General features: G+C 71.3%; 18 protein-coding genes. 16 read left to right on the plus strand and 2 right to left on the minus strand.

Going from position 1 to position 19,832, the window contains the following annotated elements; genetic code table 11:
- Nucleotides 1-16: 16 nt before the first annotated feature.
- A complete protein-coding gene (locus DEI81_RS05990) occupies nucleotides 17-1,273 on the plus strand; it encodes a mechanosensitive ion channel family protein (protein WP_111009584.1) in 1,257 nt (418 codons plus the stop codon).
- Here DEI81_RS05990 and DEI81_RS05995 read toward each other — a convergent pair.
- The gene (locus DEI81_RS05995) at nucleotides 1,248-1,445 is read right to left on the minus strand and encodes a hypothetical protein (protein WP_111009585.1); all 198 of its coding nucleotides are present in this window, start codon (nucleotides 1,443-1,445) and stop codon (nucleotides 1,248-1,250) included. The two genes, DEI81_RS05990 and DEI81_RS05995, sit on opposite strands and share 26 nt — an antisense overlap.
- Nucleotides 1,446-1,540: 95 nt before the next feature.
- On the opposite strand from DEI81_RS05995, the gene DEI81_RS06000 reads away from it, so the two are divergent.
- A complete protein-coding gene (locus DEI81_RS06000; RefSeq protein WP_111009586.1) occupies nucleotides 1,541-2,698 on the plus strand; it encodes an SLC13 family permease in 1,158 nt (385 codons plus the stop codon).
- A 46-nt stretch (nucleotides 2,699-2,744) separates the two neighbouring features.
- Here DEI81_RS06000 and DEI81_RS06005 read toward each other — a convergent pair whose 3' ends face one another.
- A complete protein-coding gene (locus DEI81_RS06005; RefSeq protein ID WP_220035637.1) occupies nucleotides 2,745-3,713 on the minus strand; it encodes a magnesium transporter CorA family protein in 969 nt (322 codons plus the stop codon).
- A 118-nt stretch (nucleotides 3,714-3,831) separates the two neighbouring features.
- On the opposite strand from DEI81_RS06005, the gene DEI81_RS06010 reads away from it, so the two are divergent.
- The 14 genes from DEI81_RS06010 (at nucleotide 3,832) to DEI81_RS06080 (ending at nucleotide 19,441) form a co-directional block, all read left to right on the plus strand.
- Nucleotides 3,832-4,596 (plus strand): fructosamine kinase family protein, encoded by a 765-nt coding sequence (locus tag DEI81_RS06010; RefSeq protein WP_111009587.1) that lies wholly within the window; start codon nucleotides 3,832-3,834, stop codon nucleotides 4,594-4,596.
- Nucleotides 4,597-4,790: 194 nt separating this feature from the next.
- Complete coding sequence (gene otsA, locus DEI81_RS06015; RefSeq protein WP_111009588.1) at nucleotides 4,791-6,380, plus strand: alpha,alpha-trehalose-phosphate synthase (UDP-forming); 1,590 nt, start codon at nucleotides 4,791-4,793, stop codon at nucleotides 6,378-6,380.
- On the plus strand, nucleotides 6,373-7,149 hold the full coding sequence (gene otsB, locus DEI81_RS06020; protein WP_111009589.1) for a trehalose-phosphatase: 777 nt from the start codon (nucleotides 6,373-6,375) through the stop codon (nucleotides 7,147-7,149). Before otsA ends, otsB begins: the two co-directional genes overlap by 8 nt.
- A gap of 66 nt (nucleotides 7,150-7,215) precedes the next feature.
- Entirely contained in the window at nucleotides 7,216-8,910 is a 1,695-nt protein-coding gene (gene ilvD, locus DEI81_RS06025) for a dihydroxy-acid dehydratase (protein ID WP_111009590.1), read from the plus strand.
- 77 nt (nucleotides 8,911-8,987) lie between these two features.
- The gene (locus tag DEI81_RS06030) at nucleotides 8,988-10,808 is read left to right on the plus strand and encodes an acetolactate synthase large subunit (protein WP_111009591.1); all 1,821 of its coding nucleotides are present in this window, start codon (nucleotides 8,988-8,990) and stop codon (nucleotides 10,806-10,808) included.
- Nucleotides 10,805-11,311: an acetolactate synthase small subunit gene (gene ilvN / locus DEI81_RS06035; RefSeq protein WP_111009592.1), complete on the plus strand. Its 507-nt coding sequence runs from the start codon at nucleotides 10,805-10,807 to the stop codon at nucleotides 11,309-11,311. The genes DEI81_RS06030 and ilvN overlap by 4 nt, the downstream gene beginning before the upstream one ends.
- 74 nt (nucleotides 11,312-11,385) lie before the next feature.
- The gene (gene ilvC, locus DEI81_RS06040) at nucleotides 11,386-12,411 is read left to right on the plus strand and encodes a ketol-acid reductoisomerase (RefSeq protein ID WP_111009593.1); all 1,026 of its coding nucleotides are present in this window, start codon (nucleotides 11,386-11,388) and stop codon (nucleotides 12,409-12,411) included.
- A gap of 204 nt (nucleotides 12,412-12,615) precedes the next feature.
- Nucleotides 12,616-13,791 carry a mannitol-1-phosphate 5-dehydrogenase gene (locus tag DEI81_RS06050; RefSeq protein WP_111009595.1) on the plus strand — a complete coding sequence of 392 codons (1,176 nt, stop codon included), beginning with the start codon at nucleotides 12,616-12,618 and terminating at the stop codon, nucleotides 13,789-13,791.
- Nucleotides 13,788-14,243, plus strand: a complete 456-nt coding sequence (locus DEI81_RS06055) for a hypothetical protein (protein WP_111009596.1) — start codon at nucleotides 13,788-13,790, stop codon at nucleotides 14,241-14,243. The genes DEI81_RS06050 and DEI81_RS06055 overlap by 4 nt, the downstream gene beginning before the upstream one ends.
- Nucleotides 14,240-14,641 carry a hypothetical protein gene (locus DEI81_RS06060; RefSeq protein WP_111009597.1) on the plus strand — a complete coding sequence of 134 codons (402 nt, stop codon included), beginning with the start codon at nucleotides 14,240-14,242 and terminating at the stop codon, nucleotides 14,639-14,641. Before DEI81_RS06055 ends, DEI81_RS06060 begins: the two co-directional genes overlap by 4 nt.
- A gap of 93 nt (nucleotides 14,642-14,734) precedes the next feature.
- Nucleotides 14,735-16,324 carry a phosphoglycerate dehydrogenase gene (serA, locus tag DEI81_RS06065; RefSeq protein WP_111009598.1) on the plus strand — a complete coding sequence of 530 codons (1,590 nt, stop codon included), beginning with the start codon at nucleotides 14,735-14,737 and terminating at the stop codon, nucleotides 16,322-16,324.
- Nucleotides 16,325-16,352: 28 nt separating this feature from the next.
- Complete coding sequence (locus DEI81_RS06070; RefSeq protein WP_111009599.1) at nucleotides 16,353-17,414, plus strand: 3-isopropylmalate dehydrogenase; 1,062 nt, start codon at nucleotides 16,353-16,355, stop codon at nucleotides 17,412-17,414.
- A 44-nt stretch (nucleotides 17,415-17,458) separates the two neighbouring features.
- Entirely contained in the window at nucleotides 17,459-18,661 is a 1,203-nt protein-coding gene (locus tag DEI81_RS06075) for a branched-chain amino acid aminotransferase (protein ID WP_111009600.1), read from the plus strand.
- A 9-nt stretch (nucleotides 18,662-18,670) separates the two neighbouring features.
- Nucleotides 18,671-19,441, plus strand: a complete 771-nt coding sequence (locus tag DEI81_RS06080; RefSeq protein WP_111009601.1) for a fumarylacetoacetate hydrolase family protein — start codon at nucleotides 18,671-18,673, stop codon at nucleotides 19,439-19,441.
- Nucleotides 19,442-19,832 lie beyond the last annotated feature (391 nt).

Below are 19,832 nucleotides of genomic sequence, written 5' to 3' on the forward strand. Positions count from 1 at the left end.
GTGGTTCCATGGACGGATGGCACCGCTCATCCGTCTCCTCGTCGCCGTCGGGTTCGCGCTGCTCCTGACCGCGGCGACGGCGCTCGTCCTCCACCTGGTGTTCCGAGCCCTCGCACGCCGAGGCCGATGGGCGGCCGTGCTGTCGCGCCGCACGAAGCACCCGACCCGGACGGTGGTGCTCGTCGCGTTCCTCTGGACCGCGTTCGCGTCCTCCATCCGGCCGGACGCCCGGCTGTACCCGTGGCGGGACGACGTCACCCACGGGTTCCTCATCGTGACCATCGCGGCGGGTGCCTGGCTGGCGTGCGAGCTCGCGATCTTCCTCGAGGACCTCGGTCTGCACCGCTACCGCGTGGACGTCCCCGACAACCGTGTCGCGCGGCGGATCCGCACGCAGGTGCTCATCATCCGGCGGCTCACCGTCGTCGTGGTCGTCGTCATCGCCGTCGGCTCCATCCTCCTGACGTTCCGGGGGATCGAGGCGGCCGGCGCGAGCGTGCTCGCGAGCGCGGGCCTCATCAGCGTCATCGCCGGCATCGCGGCGCAGTCCACCCTCGGCAACGTGTTCGCGGGCATGCAGCTCGCGTTCTCGGGCGCGGTCCGGGTCGACGACGTCGTGGTGGTCGAGCAGCAGTGGGGCCGGATCGAGGAGATCACGCTCACCTACGTCGTCGTGCACCTGTGGGACGACCGGCGCTTCATGCTGCCCTCGACGTACTTCACGACGACGCCGTTCGAGAACTGGACCAGGACGAGCAGCGAGCTCCTCGGGAGCGTCGACTTCGACCTCGACTGGCGGGTGAGCCCCGGCCAGATGCGGACGGAGCTCGACCGGATCCTGGTGACGACGGACCTCTGGGACGGGCGCACCAAGGTCCTGCAGGTCACCGACGCGGTGAACGGACTCGTGCACGTGCGGATCCTCGTGACGGCGCACGACGCACCCGGCCTGTTCGACCTCCGCTGCTACGTCCGCGAGGAGATGATCGCCTGGATCCAGCGCACGCACCCCGATGCGCTGCCGCTGCAACGGGTCATGATGGTCGACCCGACGCCGGACCGACCGCGGTCGCGGCGCGAGCCGTCAACCGCCACGAGCTCCGCCCTGTTCGGGGGCGACGAGGGCAGCGACCGCGCCGCGCTCTTCACGGGACCGATCCAGACCTCCGGCATCCGGCCGGACCAGATCCCGCCCGCCGACGCCGCGTGGCAGCGCACCCGGCGGGCGCCCCACGACCCGCGGGACGCTAGCGGACCTGCTGCCGGCCCTTGATCATCCGGTCGTCCTCGATGACGGTGCCGACCGCGACGATCGTCGTGGCGAGCCACGCGACCCACGTCAGGGCGAGGCGCCAGTCGCGCGGTCCCTTCCGCGTCGTCTGCAGGACGCTCCACCCGCTGAAGAGCGCGCTGAGCACCGATCCGTTGAACAAGAACTTCCGCACGTGTGCCTCCTGGTGTCGTTCCAGGCCACGCTACCCGTGGGTATGGTGGAGCGCCGTCCGCAGCGGGCGGTGATCAGGACGAACCAGGAGGCCCCGTGCGTCAGGCCGCGATCGGGGCGCTGCTCCTCGTCGCCGGAGCGGTGTGCGTCGTGGTCGGTGTCCTGCCCGTGCCCACGCTCCTCGCGCTGGCCGACCGGGTGGTCCCGGTCCTGGCGTTCGTGCTGGGCCTCACGATCGTCGCCGAACTCGCGGCGGACGCGGGCGTGTTCGACCGGCTGGCCGACCTCGCGGCCCGGGTCGGGCGTGGCCGGACCCTCGGGCTCTGGGCAGCCGTCGTCGTGCTCGCGGTCGTGTGCACGGTGTTCCTCTCGATCGACACGACCGCGGTGCTCCTGACCCCCATCGTCATCGCCCTCGCTCGGCGGGTCCAGCTGCCGCCGATGCCCTTCGCGCTCACGACCGTGTGGCTGGCGAACACCGCGTCGTTGCTCCTACCGGTGTCGAACCTCACGAACCTGCTCGCCGTCTCGCGCATCGGACTGGCGGGGCCGCCGGCGTTCGCGGGGCTCATGGCGCTGCCGGCGCTCGCGGGGGTCCTCGTGCCGTGCGTCGTGCTGCTCGTCGTGTTCCGTCACCGGCTGCGCGGCGGGTACGCGCCCCCGCCCGTGCGCCGACCGGAGGACCGCGTGTTCTTCGTCGCGGCCTCCGCGGTCCTCGCGGCCCTCGTCGTGGCGCTGACCGCCGGCGTCACCGTGTGGGTCGCGGCGCTCGCCGCGGCCGCGGTCCTCGTGGTGGTCGCCGCTGTCCGCCGACCCGACGTGCTCCGCCCCGCTCGTGTTCCGTGGCAGCCGCTCGTCCTCGCAGCGGGGTTGTTCGTCGCCGTCGAGACCCTGCATGCGGTCGGCTCGACCGATCCGCTCGTCCGGGCGCTGCACGGCGGTGACGGCTTCGGGTCCCTGCTGGGGCTCGCGGGCGCGGGCGCGCTCGCGGCGAACGGGATCGACAACCTCCCCGCGTACCTCGTGCTCGAGCCGGCGGCGGGCAACGCGGCCGTGCGGTACGCGGCGCTCCTCGTCGGGGTGAACGCCGGGTGCCTCGTGACGCCGTGGGCGTCGCTCGCCACGCTGCTCTGGCACGCACGGCTCCGCGCCGAGGGCATCGCGCTGTCGTGGGGTCGCTACGCGGCGCTCGGGTGCGTCGTCGCCCCGCTCACCGTCGTGGCGGGCGTCGCGGCGGTCCTCGTCGCCCGCTGAGCACCGGTGGCACCCCCGGCGTGGGCCGGTCGTGCCGTCGTCGGCGTCAGAGCCAGTCGCGCCGACGGAACACGGTGTACAGCGCGACCGAGGACACGACGATGAGCACGGCGGACGCGACGAGCCCGGACCAGGCGCCCTCGCCGGGGAACTTGATGTTCTGCCCGAACCACCCGGTGATGGCGGTCGGGATCGCGATGATCGCCGCCCAACTCGTCACCTTCTTCATGACCAGGTTCATGCGGTTCGACGCGAGGTTGAGGTTCGTCTCGAGCACGCTCGACACCGACTCACGGAGCTGGTCGACCTGCTCCGTGGCCGACGTGATGTGGTCTGCCACGTCGCGGTAGTACGGTCGCAGTCCGTCGCTGACCTGCGTCGCGTCACCACGGACGAGGGTCTGGATCACCTCGCGCTGCGGCCCGACGAGCCGCCGCAGGGTCCCGAGCGCCTTCCGCAGCGCGAACGACCGCCGCTGGATGTGGGACGTCTGCGCGGACACCTCGAACAGGTCGTCCTCCAGGTGGTCGATGAGGTCCTCGAGCTGTTCGACCGTCGCGGTGGCGTGGTCCGCGAGCACGTCGAGGACGCCCCACACGAGGAACGCGGCACCGTGGCCGGCCAGGTCGTCGTTGGCGTCCCAGCGGCGCACGAACTCCTGCGCGTCGAAGCCCGGCGCGTGCATGGTGACGACGGCGCGTTCGGTGACGAACGCCTTGACCTCGTGCGTCACCAGGTCGGTGCCGCCGCGCGAGCACGTCACGTCGTACGCCACCAGGAACAGGGCGCCGTGGTACCGGTCGAGCTTCGGCCGTTGCCCCGGCTCGAGTGCGTCCTCGCTCGCGAGCGCGTGGATGCCGAGTTCGTCCTCGATGCGCGCCAGCTCGTCGGCCGTCGGGTCCGTGAAGTCGACCCACACCACCTCGTCAGGACGCTCGAGGTGGTCGGACACGTCCTCCACCGGGAAGTCCTCGGCCGCGACCGTCCCGTTCCGCCACATCCGCGTCCGCACCATGCCGGTCATCGTACTGAGGCCCACGTGCGGCCCGGTGCCTGGCGCGTCCGGGCCCACGGCGAGACCCGTGTCGACCGGGAGGCCCTCGTCGGTCGCCGGGACGGGGCAGGCTGGGCGCATGGCGGTGTTCACGAAACGGCGGTCCGACGCTCCCGACGGCTTCTTCGCGGCGGAGGCGGCGGGACTGACCTGGCTCGGTGCCGCTGGCGGCGTCGCGGTCGCGGCCGTGCTCGACGTCGGACGGCGCCACATCGACCTCGAGGAGCTGTCCGACGTCCGGCCGTCGCCCGGTGCCGCTCGCCGGTTCGGCCACGACCTCGCCCGCACGCACGACGCCGGCGCTGAGGCGTTCGGCGCGCCGCCCGAGGGGTGGGACGGCCCGACCTTCATCGGCAAGCGGCCGCAGTCCTGCCGGCCGTCGTCGTCGTGGGGGCGCTTCTACGCGGAGCAGCGCGTTGCACCGTTCCTCGACCTGGCACGCGCGGCGGGCAGTGTCACGGATGACGAGCACGCCGCCGTCGGCAGGGTGCTCGAGGCCGTCGCGGACGGGGCGCTCGACGACGACGACATGGCCGCGCGACTGCACGGCGACCTCTGGAACGGCAACGTCGTCTTCACGCCGGGCGGTGTCGTGCTCATCGACCCCGCGGCGCACGGCGGTCACCGCGAGACCGACCTCGCGATGCTCGACCTCTTCGGCTGCCCGTACCTCGACGAGGTCGTGGCGGGGTACCAGGAGCACCGGCCCCTCCGTCCCGGCTGGCGGGAGCGGATCCCGCTGCACCAGCTGCACCCGCTCGCGGTGCACGCGGCCGGCTACGGGCGGTCGTACGGGCACGCGCTCGTCGACGCCGCGCGGCGGACGGCCGCGCTGCTGCGGTGACGTCCCTCGCCCCTCGTCCACCCCGCCGCCGCCCCGGCTCCATCGGCCCGACGTCCGCCCCGGGCAGCCTGGATGCCCGCTGCTAGCCTGGACCGGCCCGCCGCCGCGACGGGTGCCGAGCGCCTCCCGCGCCCGTGCGACGTCCGGCGCCTCCCGTCGCCGGTCGGCGGGACCAGAACGGAGAGCCCGCACCAATGTCCGCAGTCCCCCCGGAAGCCGAGCCCACCGACACGACGCCGACCCCTGACCGGACGGCCTCGACGGACCGGTTCGGCTTCGTCGTGGTGTCGAACCGCCTCCCCGTGGACCGCGTGGTCGACGAGGACGGGACCGAGGGGTGGCGGCACTCGCCGGGCGGGCTCGTCACCGCGCTCGAACCGGTGATGCGCGCGAACGACGGCGCGTGGGTCGGTTGGGCGGGCCAGCCCGACGTCGACCTGGACCCCTTCGAGAACGACGGCATCCACATCGTGCCGGTGCCGCTGTCCGACGCCGAGATCGAGGAGTACTACGAGGGCTTCAGCAACGACACCCTTTGGCCGCTGTACCACGACGTCATCGAGCAGCCGACGTACCACCGCGACTGGTGGAACGCGTACCGGCGGGTGAACCAGCGGTTCGCCGAGGCCGCGGCGGCGGTCGCCGACCAGGACGCCGTCGTGTGGGTGCAGGACTACCAGTTGCAGCTCGTCCCGCAGCTCATCCGCGAACTCCGTCCCGACGTCACGATCGGCTTCTTCAACCACATCCCGTTCCCGCCGGTCGGGATCTACGCGCAGCTGCCCTGGCGGTCGCAGATCATCGACGGCCTGCTCGGCGCCGACGTCATCGGGTTCCAGCGGTACGACGACGCCTCGAACTTCCTCCGCGCCGTGCGCCACATCAAGGGCCACACGACCAAGGGTGCGATCGTCGACGTCCCGGTGGACGACCCGGACGCCCCGCGCTCGCGACGGGGCATCACCGTCCGGCACGTCGAGGCACGGCACTTCCCGATCTCGATCGACGCCGAGAGCTACGAGGACATCGCCCGACGGCCCGAGGTCCAGGCCCGTGCCCGCGAGATCCGCGAAGGACTCGGCAACCCGAAGACGGTCCTGCTCGGGGTCGACCGACTCGACTACACCAAGGGCATCGGACACCGCATCAAGGCCTTCGGCGAGCTCCTCGAGGACGGCCGCATCGACGTCGAGGACGCCACCCTCGTGCAGGTCGCGAGCCCGAGCCGCGAGCGCGTCGACACCTACAAGGCACTCCGCGACGAGATCGAGCTCACGGTCGGGCGCATCAACGGCGACCTCGGCACGATCAGCCACCAGCCGATCAGCTACCTCCACCACGGCTACCCGCGCGAGGAGATGGTGGCGCTCTACCTCGCCGCCGACGTCATGCTCGTCACGGCGCTCCGCGACGGCATGAACCTGGTCGCCAAGGAGTACGTGGCGAGCCGGTTCGACAACCAGGGCGTGCTCATCCTGTCCGAGTTCGCCGGTGCCGCCGACGAGCTCCGCCAGGCCCTGCTCGTCAACCCGCACGACATCGGCGCGCTCAAGGACGCCATCGTGCGCGCGATGCAGATGCCACAGCGCGAGCGCGCGACCCGCATGCGCGCCCTGCGCAAGCGCGTGCGGGACAACGACGTCGCGCGGTGGTCGCGGTCCTTCATCGAGGCACTCGACCGGCACGCGCCGGGCGGCGGCATCGACCCCGAGGCGACCGACCCCGGTGACGAGCACGTCGACGAACTCGCGCAGACCACGCCGGTGGAGGCGCGTGATGCCTGAGGCCCCCTCGCTCGACAGCGCGATCGAGCGGCTGGGTGGGGCGCGGTCACTGCTCGTCGCCCTCGACTTCGACGGCACCCTCGCGCCCTTCGCGGACGATCCGGCAGCGGTGGCGGCCCTGCCGGGCTCCTGGGCCGCGGCGCTCACCCTCGACCGCGCACGCGACACCCACGTCGTCCTCGTCTCGGGCCGCCCGCTCGCGGGGTTGGCGCGGGTGACGCACGCTCCCGACGGCATGTCCCTCGTCGGGTCGCACGGCGTCGAGTGGCGGGTGGACGGCCACGACGAGGCCGCGCTGTCGCCCGACGAACTCGCGGCCGTGGATCGGATCGGCGTGCTCCTCGATGCGGTCGCCGAACGCCATCCCGGTGTCCACATCGAGCACAAGCCCGCGGGCCTCGGGGTGCACACGCGTCGCGTCGGTCCGGCCGAGGCCCGAGCGGCCGTGGAGGACGCCCGGGCGACGGTGCTCGCGGCGTTCCCCGACGTCCACGTGCGCGACGGTAAGGACATCCTCGAGTTCGCGGTGCGCGACGTCACGAAGGGCGACGCCGTCGAGCGGCTGCGTGCGCTCCTCGACGCCGACCGCGTCCTGTTCGCGGGCGACGACGTCACCGACGAGGACGGCTTCCGGGCGCTCGACCAGGAAGCCGGTGACGTCGGCATCAAGGTCGGGCCGGGGGAGACCCGCGCGGCGCACCGCGTCGCCGACCCTGCTGCCCTGACGCCCGTGCTGCAGGCGCTGGCGCGCGCCCGCGCCTTCCGCTGACGCTCCCGTCCGCTCGCGCACGGCCCCGCGTCCGGTTGGTGTACCAACTGCATCTAGACTCGCTCCATGCCTGATATCGACGTCAAGCCCCGCAGCCGTGCTGTCACCGACGGGATCGAAGCCACCACCTCGCGTGGCATGCTCCGGGCGGTCGGCATGGGCGACGCGGACTGGGACAAGCCCCAGATCGGCATCGCCTCGTCCTGGAACGAGATCACCCCCTGCAACCTCTCCCTCGACCGTCTGGCGCAGGGGGCGAAGGAGGGCGTGCACGGCGGCGGCGGGTACCCGCTGCAGTTCGGCACGATCTCGGTGTCCGACGGCATCTCGATGGGCCACGAGGGCATGCACTTCTCGCTCGTCTCGCGCGAGGTCATCGCCGACAGCGTCGAGACCGTGGTGAACGCGGAGCGCCTCGACGGCACGGTCCTCCTCGCCGGCTGCGACAAGTCGCTCCCCGGCATGCTCATGGCGGCGGCCCGGCTCGACCTGGCGAGCGTGTTCCTCTACGCCGGTTCCGTCATGCCCGGCTACGTCAAGCAGGCCGACGGCTCGGAGAAGCAGGTCACGATCATCGACTCCTTCGAGGGTGTGGGGGCCTGCAAGGCGGGCACCATGACCGAGGAAGAGCTGAAGAAGATCGAGTGTGCGATCGTCCCGGGCGAGGGCGCCTGTGGCGGGATGTACACCGCCAACACGATGGCGTCCCTCGCCGAGGCCCTCGGCATGAGCCTCCCCGGGTCGGCTGCGCCGCCGTCGGCCGACCGTCGTCGGGACTACTACGCGCACCGCTCCGGCGAGGCCGTGGTCGAGATGCTCCGCCTCGGCATCACCGCACGGCAGATCCTCACCCGTGAGGCCTTCGAGAACGCGATCACCGTGCTCATGGCGCTCGGCGGCTCGACGAACGCCGTCCTGCACCTGCTCGCGATCGCGCACGAGGCCGAGGTCGAGCTGACCCTCGACGACTTCAACCGCATCGGCGCGAATGTCCCGCACATCGCCGACATGAAGCCCTTCGGCCAGTACGTCATGGTGGACGTCGACCGCAACGGCGGCATCCCCGTCGTGATGAAGGCGCTCCTCGACGCGGGTCTGCTGCACGGGGACTGCCTGACGGTCACGGGGAAGACCCTCGCCGAGAACCTCGCCGAGATCGATCCGCCGGAGCTCGACGGCAAGGTCATGCGCAAGCTCGACGACCCGATCCACGCCACGGGTGGCCTGACGATCCTCCAGGGCTCGTTCGCGCCCGAGGGCGCGGTCGTCAAGACGGCCGGCTTCGACGCCGAGGTCTTCCAGGGCCCCGCCCGCGTGTTCGACCGGGAGCGGGCCGCCATGGACGCCCTGACCGAGGGCCGGATCGGCAAGGGCGACGTCGTCGTCATCCGCTACGAGGGCCCGAAGGGCGGCCCGGGCATGCGCGAGATGCTCGCGATCACCGCCGCCATCAAGGGCGCGGGCCTCGGCAAGGATGTACTACTCTTGACCGACGGACGATTCTCGGGCGGCACAACCGGCCTGTGCATCGGCCACATTGCACCGGAGGCAGTGGACGCAGGTCCCATCGCCTTCGTGCGCGATGGCGACCAGATCCGCGTCGACATCGCCGCTCGCACGCTCGACCTACTGGTCGACCCTGCCGAGCTGGAGGCCCGCCACGACGGCTGGGCACCGCTTCCCCCGCGGTACACCCGCGGTGTCCTCGCGAAGTACGCGAAGCTCGTCCGGTCCGCCGCCCAGGGCGCGGTCACGGGCTGAGCGCCGACCTCCACCCTCGCACCACGACGGCGGCGCCGTCCCCGCGGACCGCGCCGCTCCACATCAGAGGAAGTGCCATGCCCACGGAAGCCACTCCGCTCTCCGCCGCGGGGACGCGGCGCGCACCCGAGGTCCTGACCGGCTCCGGCGCGGTCCTGCGGTCCCTCGAACACCTCGGCATCACCGACGTCTTCGGGCTGCCGGGCGGCGCGATCATCCCGTTCTACGACGAGCTCATGGCCTCGACGGCCATCCGCCACGTCCTCGTCCGCCACGAGCAGGGCGCCGGCCACGCGGCCGAGGGCTACGCGGCGGCGTCCGGGAGGGTCGGGGTCGCGATCGCGACGTCGGGTCCGGGCGCGACGAACCTCGTCACCGCCATCGCGGACGCCTACATGGACTCCGTTCCGTTCATCGCGATCACCGGTCAGGTGTTCTCGACGCTCATGGGGACGGACGCCTTCCAGGAGGCCGACATCGTCGGCATCACGATGCCGATCACGAAGCACTCGTTCCTCGTCACGAAGCCCGAGGACATCCCGAGCACGCTGGCGGCGGCGTACCAGATCGCGACGACGGGACGTCCCGGTCCGGTGCTCGTCGACATCACGAAGGACGCCCAGCAGAACTCGGCGCCGTTCGTCTGGCCCCCGCGGGTCGACCTGCCGGGGTACCGCCCGGTGACCAAGGCGCACGGCAAGCAGATCGCGGCCGCGGCGCAGCTCATCGCCGAGTCGAGCAAGCCCGTGTTCTACGTCGGCGGCGGTGTCATCCGGTCCGGTGCGTCGGCGGAGTTGCTGCGACTCGCCGAGGCCACGCACGTCCCGGTGGTCACGACCCTCATGGCTCGCGGGGCGTTCCCCGACTCGCACCCGCAGCACCTCGGGATGCCGGGCATGCACGGCACGGTCCCGGCGGTGCTCGGACTGCAGGAGAGCGACCTCATCGTCGCGCTCGGGGCCCGGTTCGACGACCGCGTCACGGGCAAGATCGACGAGTTCGCGCCGGACGCCAAGGTGGTGCACGTCGACATCGACCCCGCCGAGATCTCGAAGATCCGGTTCGCCGACGTCCCGATCGTGGGCGACGCGAAAGAGGTCCTCACCGACCTCCTGGCGGCGTGGCAGGACGTCCCCGTCGCCGACCGCGCGTCCCTCGACGCCTGGTGGGAGCGCCTCGGACGGCTTCGTGAGCAGTTCCCGCTCGGGTACGCCGCCCCGCAGGACGGCCTCCTCGCGCCACAGGCCGTCATCCGCCGCATCGGCGAGCTCACCGGGCCGGAAGGCGTGTACGTGGCCGGGGTCGGTCAGCACCAGATGTGGTCGGCGCAGTTCATCCAGTACGAGCGCCCCCACGCCTGGCTCAACTCGGGCGGCGCGGGGACGATGGGCTACTCGGTCCCCGCCGCCATGGGCGCGAAGGTCTCGCAGCCCGACCGCGTCGTGTGGGCGATCGACGGCGACGGCTGTTTCCAGATGACGAACCAGGAGCTCGCGACCTGCGTCATCAACGACATCCCGATCAAGGTCGCGATCATCAACAACTCGTCGCTCGGCATGGTGCGACAGTGGCAGACGCTGTTCTACGACGGCCGGCACTCCTTCACCGACCTCGAGACGGGGCACGCGTCCCGACGGGTACCGGACTTCGTCAAGCTCGCCGACGCCTACGGTGCGCTCGGCATCCGCGTCGAGCGCGAGGACGAGATCGACGACGCGATCCGGCTCGCCCTCGCCACGAACGACCGGCCCGTGGTCATCGACTTCGTCGTCAGCCGCGACTCCATGGTGTGGCCGATGGTGCCGCAGGGGGTCAGCAACTCCGCGATCCAGCACGCACGCGACCTCGCCCCGAGCTGGGACGACGAGGACGCCGACATGACCGGGAGGCCCGCATGAGCCACGTCCTGTCCCTCCTCGTCGAGGACAAGCCGGGTCTGCTCACGCGCGTCGCCGGCCTGTTCGCACGGCGCGGGTTCAACATCGAGTCCCTCGCGGTGGGGTCCACCGAGGTCGAGGGGTTGTCCCGCATCACCGTCGTGGTCGACGTCGAGGACCTGCCGCTCGAACAGGTGACGAAGCAGTTGAACAAGCTCGTCAACGTCATCAAGATCGTCGAGCTCGAGTTCTCGCAGTCCGTGCAGCGGGAGCACATGCTCGTCAAGGTCCGGGTGGACAACCAGACGCGCTCCCAGGTACTCGAGGCCGTCAACCTGTTCCGGGCGCGCGTCGTCGACGTCGCGACCGATTCCCTGGTGATCGAGGTCACGGGTGACCCCGGCAAGATCCAGGCGATCCTGCGCGTGCTGGAGCCGTACGGCATCAAGGAGCTCGCGCGGGCGGGCCTCCTCGGCATGGGCCGAGGCCCGAAGAGCATCACCGACCGCGTCCCCCGCGCGTAGTCGACATGACCCCGGGGCGGCACACCGCGGACCCCCGGACCGGACACACCGAACCGACAAGGAGAACCACCACCGTGACTGACATCGTCTACGACGCCGACGCCGACCTCTCGCTCATCCAGGGCAAGAAGGTCGCGGTCATCGGCTACGGCTCGCAGGGCCACGCGCACGCGCTCAACCTCCGCGACTCGGGCGTCGAGGTCGTCATCGGCCTGCAGGAGGGCTCCAAGAGCCGCAGCAAGGCCGAGGAGGCCGGGTTCACCGTGCACACCCCGGCCGAGGCGACCGCCTGGGGCGACGTCATCGTCATCCTGACGCCGGACCAGGTGCAGCGGCACGTGTACGCGGACGAGATCCAGCCGAACCTGACCGACGGCAAGGCGCTCGTGTTCGGGCACGGCTTCAACATCCGCTTCGGCTACATCCAGGCGCCCGAGGGCGTCGACGTCGTGCTCGTCGCGCCGAAGGGCCCGGGCCACACGGTGCGCCGTGAGTACGAGGCCGGCCGGGGCGTGCCCGTGATCGTCGCGGTCGAGGTCGACGCCTCAGGCCAGGCGTGGGACCTCGCCTGGAGCTACAGCAAGGCCATCGGCGGTCTGCGCTCCGGCGGCATCAAGACGACGTTCACGGAGGAGACCGAGACCGACCTGTTCGGCGAACAGGCCGTCCTCTGCGGTGGCACGTCGCAGCTCATCCAGTACGGGTTCGAGACCCTCGTCGAGGCGGGCTACCAGCCCCAGATCGCCTACTTCGAGGTCCTGCACGAACTCAAGCTCATCGTCGACCTCATCTGGGAGGGCGGGCTCACCAAGCAGCGCTGGTCCATCTCGGACACGGCCGAGTTCGGGGACTACGTCTCGGGCCCGCGTGTGATCGACCCGCACGTCAAGGAGAACATGAAGGCGGTCCTCGCCGACATCCAGGACGGCACCTTCGCCAAGCGCTTCATCGAGGACCAGGACGCCGGTGCGCCGGAGTTCACGGCGCTGCGCGAGAAGGGCGAGGGGCACCCGATCGAGGCGACCGGTCGCGAGCTGCGCAAGCTCTTCGCGTGGAAGCAGACCGACAGCGACTACGTCGACGGCTCGGCCGCCCGCTAGGCTCCTGCCAGCACTCGACGAGGAGGCGACGGTGCGCACCACGCGCACCGTCGCCTCGCGACGTGACCCGAACGACATGCAGCTCCTCTCCTCCAGCACCCCCGCGCACGCCGCCCTCCGGCCGGCGTCCTCGGCGCACCGATCGCACCTGCTGGGTCGTCCGTCGTGGTCGGTCGCGGCCTCCCGGCATGGGAAGATGCTCGAATGGCGGTGACGAGACGTGCGGTCCACATCGGCGCCGGCAAGATCGGGCGCGGATTCGTGGGCCAGTTCCTCGCAGCCAGCGGGTACGACCTCACCTTCGTCGACGTCGACGACCGCGTCGTCCGCGCCCTGAACGAGTCCGGCCGCTTCGTCGTCCACGAGGTCGGTGACGACCCCATCGACCGCGTGGTCGAGGGCTTCGCCGCCCTCAACAGCAAGCGCGAGCGCGACCGCGTGGTCGAGGCGATCGCCGGCGCGGACGTCGTCACGACCGCGGTCGGCGCGCGGACACTGCCCCTCGTGGCGCCGTTCATCGCCGAGGGACTGGCCGCGCGGCCGGCCGGAGCGGGCGTGGTCACCGTCGTGGCATGCGAGAACGCCATCAACGCCACCGACTCGTTGCACGCGAGCGTCCGGCGATCGCCCGCCCTCGAGGACCACGACATCGACGCGGTGTTCGCGAACTGCGCGATCGACCGCATCGTGCCGGAGCAGACCGGCGTGCTCGGACAGTCCGGCGGCCTCGACGTCGTCCTCGAGCCCTTCTACGAGTGGGTCATCGAGCGGACGCCGTTCTCCGGCGTCGACGCCGAGCCCCCGGCGATCCAGGGCGTCACGTGGGTGGACGACCTGCAGCCGTTCGTGGAGCGCAAGCTCTACACGGTGAACACCGCCCACGCGACCGCGGCCTACCACGGCTTCGTCCGGGGGATCCGGCTCATCCGCGAGGCCCTCGAGGACGACCTGGTCCGGGCCGAGGTCGACGGCGTCCTCGACGAGACCACCGCGTTGCTCGTCGCGAAGCACGGTTTCGACCCGGAGGAGCACCGCCGGTACGTCCAGGCGAACCTCGTCCGCATCGCCAACCCGCTCCTCCCGGACACGACGGCGCGGGTCGGACGGAACCCGCTCCGCAAACTCGGGCGTCGTGAGCGCTTCATCGGTCCCGCCGCGCAGCTCGCGGAACGCGGCATGCCGGTCGACCACCTGCTCGGCGCCGTCCGGGTCGCCCTCGAGTTCGACGACCCCGACGACCCGGAGTCGTTCGAGCTGCACGCGCTGCTGCGGTCCGGGGCGACCGCCCACGCCCTCACCGAGATCCTCACGGGACTCATGGAGAGCCACCCCCTGTTCCCGGCGGTCCGTTCGGTGGTCGCTTCTACACTGGAGTCATGACCACCCCGAAGGACGTCGGGTCCCCGCCGGACGGCGGTGCGGACCACGACGACGCCGAGGCCCTGAGCTGGGGTGCTGAGCAGGACGCCACCTACGTCGACGCACCGGCCAACGAACTCCGCGCACCGAGGGCGCCGCGGGCCCGCACCGGTGACGAGCCCCTCGCGTCCGGATCGCTCGTCGGTCTGGGCGTCCTCGGTGGGGTGTACCTGCTGTACACGGTGGCGTGGCTCGTCAGCGCGGGCGCGTTGCCGGTCGATCCCGGCACGTCCGCGGCGGCCGTCTTCTCCGAGGGCCTCCGGGTCCTCGCGATCATGGCCCCGGCCCTGTGGTTCGCGGCCACCCTGTGGCTCGGGCAGGGCCGGCGCCCGCGGACGCGGGTCCTCTGGCTCGTCGCGGGGGCGCTCGTGCTGTTCCCGTGGCCGTTCGTCCTGACGAGGAGCTTCGGGTGAGCGCGGTGCCCTCGGACGACACGTCGTCGTCGGCCGTTCCCGACACCACGGGCGTGACGCTCGGCAAGGTCGTGGTGTGGGTCGTCGCTGCCGTCCTGTTCGCGTACGTGCTGTGGCAGGCGATCGGTAACTTCGTCGGCGTGACGACCACCCTCTCGGCGAACAACGCGTTCCTCCGGCGCAACGGGGGCGATGCACTGCAGACGAGCGTGCCCTGGGTCGCCCTCGTCATCGACGTCGCCATCGCACCCGTCCTGTACGCGGTGGCGTGGTTCGTCGCTCGGCGCACGGACCTCGTCCGGACGGTCGTCGTGTTCCTCGCGGCGTTCTGCGCGGTCGCGGCGCTCTGGTTCGACGTCCTCCAGTACGTCTCCGCGACGCTGCGCGTGGGCGGCTGACACCCGTCGTAACGCGTTCGGCCCGTCGATAGCATGGGATGCGCGTCGTCCCGCGTCGCGACCCCACCGCCCCCTCCCCGAAGGAACCCACCTGTGGCAAAGCCGGTCGTCCTGATCGCCGAAGAACTCTCACCAGCGACCGTCGAGGCTCTCGGGCCCGACTTCGACGTCCGGAACGTGGACGGCACCGACCGCCCCGCGCTCCTCGCCGCGCTGGCCGACGCGAACGCGATCCTCGTCCGATCCGCCACCAAGGTCGACGCCGAGGCGATCGCTGCGGCGCCGCACCTGCAGGTCGTCGCCCGCGCCGGGGTGGGCCTCGACAACGTCGACATCAAGGCCGCCACGGCTGCCGGGGTCATGGTGGTGAACGCGCCGACGTCGAACATCATCTCGGCGGCCGAGCTCACGGTCGGTCACATCCTCAGCCTCGCCCGGCACATCCCAGCGGCCCACGCATCGCTGTCCCAGGGGGCGTGGCAGCGTTCCGCCTACACGGGTGTCGAGCTCTACGAGAAGACCGTCGGCATCATCGGCCTCGGTCGCATCGGCGCCCTCATCACCGCACGGCTGCAGGCCTTCGGCGTCTCCGTGATCGCGTACGACCCGTACGTCACCCCGGCCCGCGCGCAGCAGCTCGGCGTCGAGCTCGTGTCGCTCGAGGACCTCCTCCGCCGGAGCGACTTCGTCACGATCCACATGCCGAAGACCCCCGAGACCGTCGGGATGATCTCGGACGACCAGCTCGCCCTCATGAAGCCGACCGCGTTCGTCGTCAACGTCGCCCGCGGCGGCCTGATCGACGAGGCCGCCCTGCGGCGCGCGCTCACCGCGAACACCATCGCCGGCGCTGGCCTCGACGTCTTCGTCACCGAGCCGCCGACCGACGACGCCCTGACCGCGCTGCCGAACGTCGTCGTCACACCGCACCTCGGGGCCTCGACGGACGAGGCCCAGGAGAAGGCGGGCGTCTCGGTCGCGAAGAGCGTCCGACTCGCACTCGGCGGCGAGCTGGTGCCGGACGCGGTCAACGTTGCCGGCGGTGTCATCGACCCCTACGTGCGACCCGGCATCCCACTCGTGGAGCAGCTCGGGCAGGTGTTCGCGAGCCTCGCCGACACCTCGATCACGAGTGTCGACGTCGAGGTGCACGGCGAGCTCGCCGGGTTCGACGTGAGCGTCCTCCGGCTCGCGGCGCTCAAGGGCATCTTCACGAACATCGTCAGCGAGCAGGTGAGCTACGTGAACGCGCCGCTCCTCGCCGAGCAGCGCGGGATCACGGTGCGGCTCATCACGGACCCCGCCACCGCCGAGTACCGCAACGTGCTGACCATCCGCGGCGCCCAGTCCGACGGTCCGGCGATCAGCGTCTCGGGGACCCTGACGGGTCCGAAGCAAGTGGCCAAGCTCGTCGAGGTCAACGGCTACGACATCGAGGTCCCGCTCGCGCAGCACCACGTCGTCATGGTCTACACGGACCGTCCGGGGATCGTCGCGGTGTACGGCAAGGAGTTCGGGGACGCGGGCATCAACATCGCGGCGATGCAGATCGCCCGGCGTGCCGCTGGCGGCCAGGCGCTGAGCGTCCTCACCGTGGACTCGCCCGTGCCGAGCCCGATCCTCGAGCGCGTCCGCGCCGCGATCGACGCCGAGTCGCTGCGCGAGATCGACATCACCCTGTGACCGCGGTCGCACGACCAGGAGGCCCCGCATGACGGACACCATCGACCTCGCCGTGATCCGTGGCGACGGCATCGGCCCCGAGGTCGTCGAGGAGGCCCTCAAGGTCCTCGACGCCGCGGTCGGGCCCGACGCGATCCGACGGACCGAGTACACCCTCGGGGCCGGGCACTACCTCGAGACGGGGGAGGTCCTGACCGACGACGACCTCGCCGCGATCGCCCGGCACGACGCGATCCTGCTCGGCGCGGTCGGGGGTGACCCCCGCGATCCGCGGCTCGCGGGCGGGATCATCGAGCGCGGTCTCCTCCTGCGCCTCCGGTTCGCCTTCGACCACTACGTGAACCTCCGACCGACGCGCGTCTACCCGGACGTCGCCTCCCCCCTCGCCGATCCCGGCGAGGTCGACTTCGTCGTGGTCCGCGAGGGCACCGAGGGGCCGTACGTCGGCAACGGCGGGGTGATCCGCAAGGGCACCCCGGCCGAGATCGCGACCGAGGTGAGCCTCAACACCGCGTTCGGCGTGGAGCGCGTCGTGCGGTACGCGTTCGACCTCGCCCGTCGTCGCCCTCGCCACCACCTGACGCTCGTGCACAAGAGCAACGTCCTCGTGCACGCGGGCGACCTCTGGCAGCGGACCGTGGCCTCCGTCGGGGCCGAGTACCCCGAGGTCACCGTGGACTACCAGCACGTCGACGCCGTGACCATCCACATGGTCCAGCGGCCCGGTGTGTTCGACGTCATCGTCACGGACAACCTCTTCGGCGACATCATCACCGACCTCGCCGGCGCGATCAGCGGCGGCATCGGTCTGGCGGCCTCGGGCAACATCAACCCGGACGGCACCTTCCCCAGCATGTTCGAACCGGTCCACGGGTCCGCGCCCGACATCGCGGGTCAGCAGCGGGCCGACCCCACGGCCGCGATCCTGTCCGTCGCGTTGCTGCTCGACCACCACGGTCGGACGGCCGAGGCCGACACCATCACGCGGGCGGTCGAGGCGGACATCGCGGGCCGCGGCGCCACGTCGCGCTCCACGGCCGAGATCGGCGACGCGATCGCCGCGGCCGTCGCGCGTACCACCGCGGCCTGACCCCGGCGTCCGCCGAACCGACCGCTCCGTCCCCAGGAGACACCATGACCAGCACGACACCCACCAGCACCGACACGGCGTTCACGACGGCGTTCCGGACGGTCCCCTCCGCCGACCGCCGCGCGGCGGCCGAACGGGAGGCCATCCTCGCCGACCCGGGGTTCGGCAAGTTCTTCACGGACCACATGGCGACCATCCACTGGTCGGTCGAGTCCGGCTGGCACGACGCGAGCGTGCATCCGTACGGGCCCCTCGTGCTCGACCCGAGCGCGAGCGTGCTCCACTACGCGCAAGAGATCTTCGAGGGCCTCAAGGCGTACCGGCACGCCGACGGTTCCGTCTGGGGGTTCCGACCCGAGGCGAACGCTCGTCGGTTCCAGCGGTCCGCCGAACGCCTGGCGCTGCCGGAACTCCCGGTCGAGGACTTCGTGTCGGCCATCCGGCACCTCGTCGCGACGGACGTCGAGTGGGTGCCGTCGGCGGACGAGACGAGCCTGTACCTCCGGCCGTTCATGATCGCGACCGAGGCCTTCCTCGGGGTGCGCGCCGCGCAGCAGGTGGAATTCCACGTGATCGCCTCGCCGGCCGGGGCGTACTTCACCTCGGGTCCCAAGCCGGTCTCGATCTGGCTGTCGACGCAGTACGGCCGCGCGGGCAAGGGCGGCACGGGAGCGGCGAAGACCGGTGGGAACTACGCGTCGTCGCTCCTGCCGCAGCAAGAGGCCTACGCGCATGGCTGTCAGCAGGTGATGTTCCTGGACTCGGTCGAGGGGCGGTACCTCGAGGAACTCGGCGGGATGAACGTCGTGCTCGTCCGGTCCGACGGCACGCTCGTCACCCCGGACTCCGACAGCATCCTCGAGGGCATCACGCGGGACTCGATCCTGCAGCTCGCGGAGGACCGCGGCCTGCGCGTCGAGCGCCGTCGCGTCGCCCTCGACGAGTGGCGCGACGGGGTCGCCGACGGCACGATCACCGAGGCCTTCGCGTGCGGAACGGCTGCCGTCGTGACCCCGATCGCCGAGTTGCGGGGCGAGGACATCACGATCGGGTCCCCGACCCAGGGTGCCGGCGAGCTCACGATGTCCCTGCGACAGGAGCTCACCGACATCCAGTACGGGCGACGCCCCGACCCGCACGGGTGGATGGTGCAGCTCACCGAACCGGGCGCGGCGTCCGTCGGCGACGCGGGCGACGATGCCCTCCGCTCCGCGGAGTCCGGGACCGACGAGGCAGCGGCTCAGTAGGGTCGACACGTGAAGATCGCACGGTTCAGCACTCCGGGGGAGGACCCCCGTTACGGCATCCTCGACGAGCGAGCGCTCGTGGTCCTGGCGGGCGACCCGCTGTACCAGGGGTTCGAGACGACGGGGGAGCGGGTGGACCTGCGGACCGCGACACTCCTCGCTCCGGTGATCCCGAGGTCGAAGGTCATCGGAGTCGGGCTCAACTACGCCGAGCACGTGTCCGAGATGGATGAGCGCGCGGGGGAGGACCCCATCGTGTTCCTCAAGCCGAACACGGCCATCATCGGCCCGAACGACCAGATCCGCTTGCCGCAGGACGTGGGGCGGGTCGACCACGAGGGCGAACTCGCCGTCGTGATCGGGTCCCTGGCGAAGAACGTCCGTCGCGAGGACTTCGCGGACGTCGTGCTCGGGTACACCGTGGCCAACGACGTGACCGCCCGTGATCTCCAAGCCCGCGACGGACAGTGGACCCGGGCGAAGGGCTTCGACACGTTCTGCCCGATCGGCCCGGTCATCGAGACGGACCTCGATCCGTCCGACGTCCGGTTGGAGACCCGCGTGGACGGCGACATCCGGCAGGCGGCGTCCACCTCGGAGATGATCCACGACATCCCGAGTCTCATCGAGTTCGTGTCCTCGATCTGGACCCTGCTGCCCGGGGACCTCATCCTCACCGGGACCCCGGCGGGTGTGGGCCCGATCAACGACGGCGAGATCGTCGAGGTCACGGTGTCCGGCATCGGCTCGCTGACCAACCCGGTCGTCGCGCGACGCTGACCCGACGCCGCCGAACCGAGCTCCGACGCCGCCGAACCGAGCTCCGACGCCGCCGAACCGAGCTCCGACGCCGGCCGACCCGGCCCTCGACCCCGACACCGCCACGGTGCCGGGGTCGCGGCGTTCGCGGCTCCCCAGACCACGATCGGGGGGCGGAACCAGGAGCGGACAGCCCGGCGGTTGCATGCGACAACTTCGCGACACGCCCGGGATGTGGGGTGGTTTGCTGGGTGGTGGGGTGGTGCGTAAAGTAATCACTCGTCACCCCAAAGGTGCGGCGGAGCGGCCGGGACAGTGTCCCGGAGCGAGCCGGCCTCAAGCGGGACCGTCCTCCACCGAGGTTCTGATCGGGACTTGCGCCTGATCGCTTCGACGCTTAGGATGTAAAACC

Origin of the sequence: Curtobacterium sp. MCBD17_013, from assembly GCF_003234565.1 — a bacterium.
Classification (GTDB): Bacteria; Actinomycetota; Actinomycetes; order Actinomycetales; family Microbacteriaceae; genus Curtobacterium.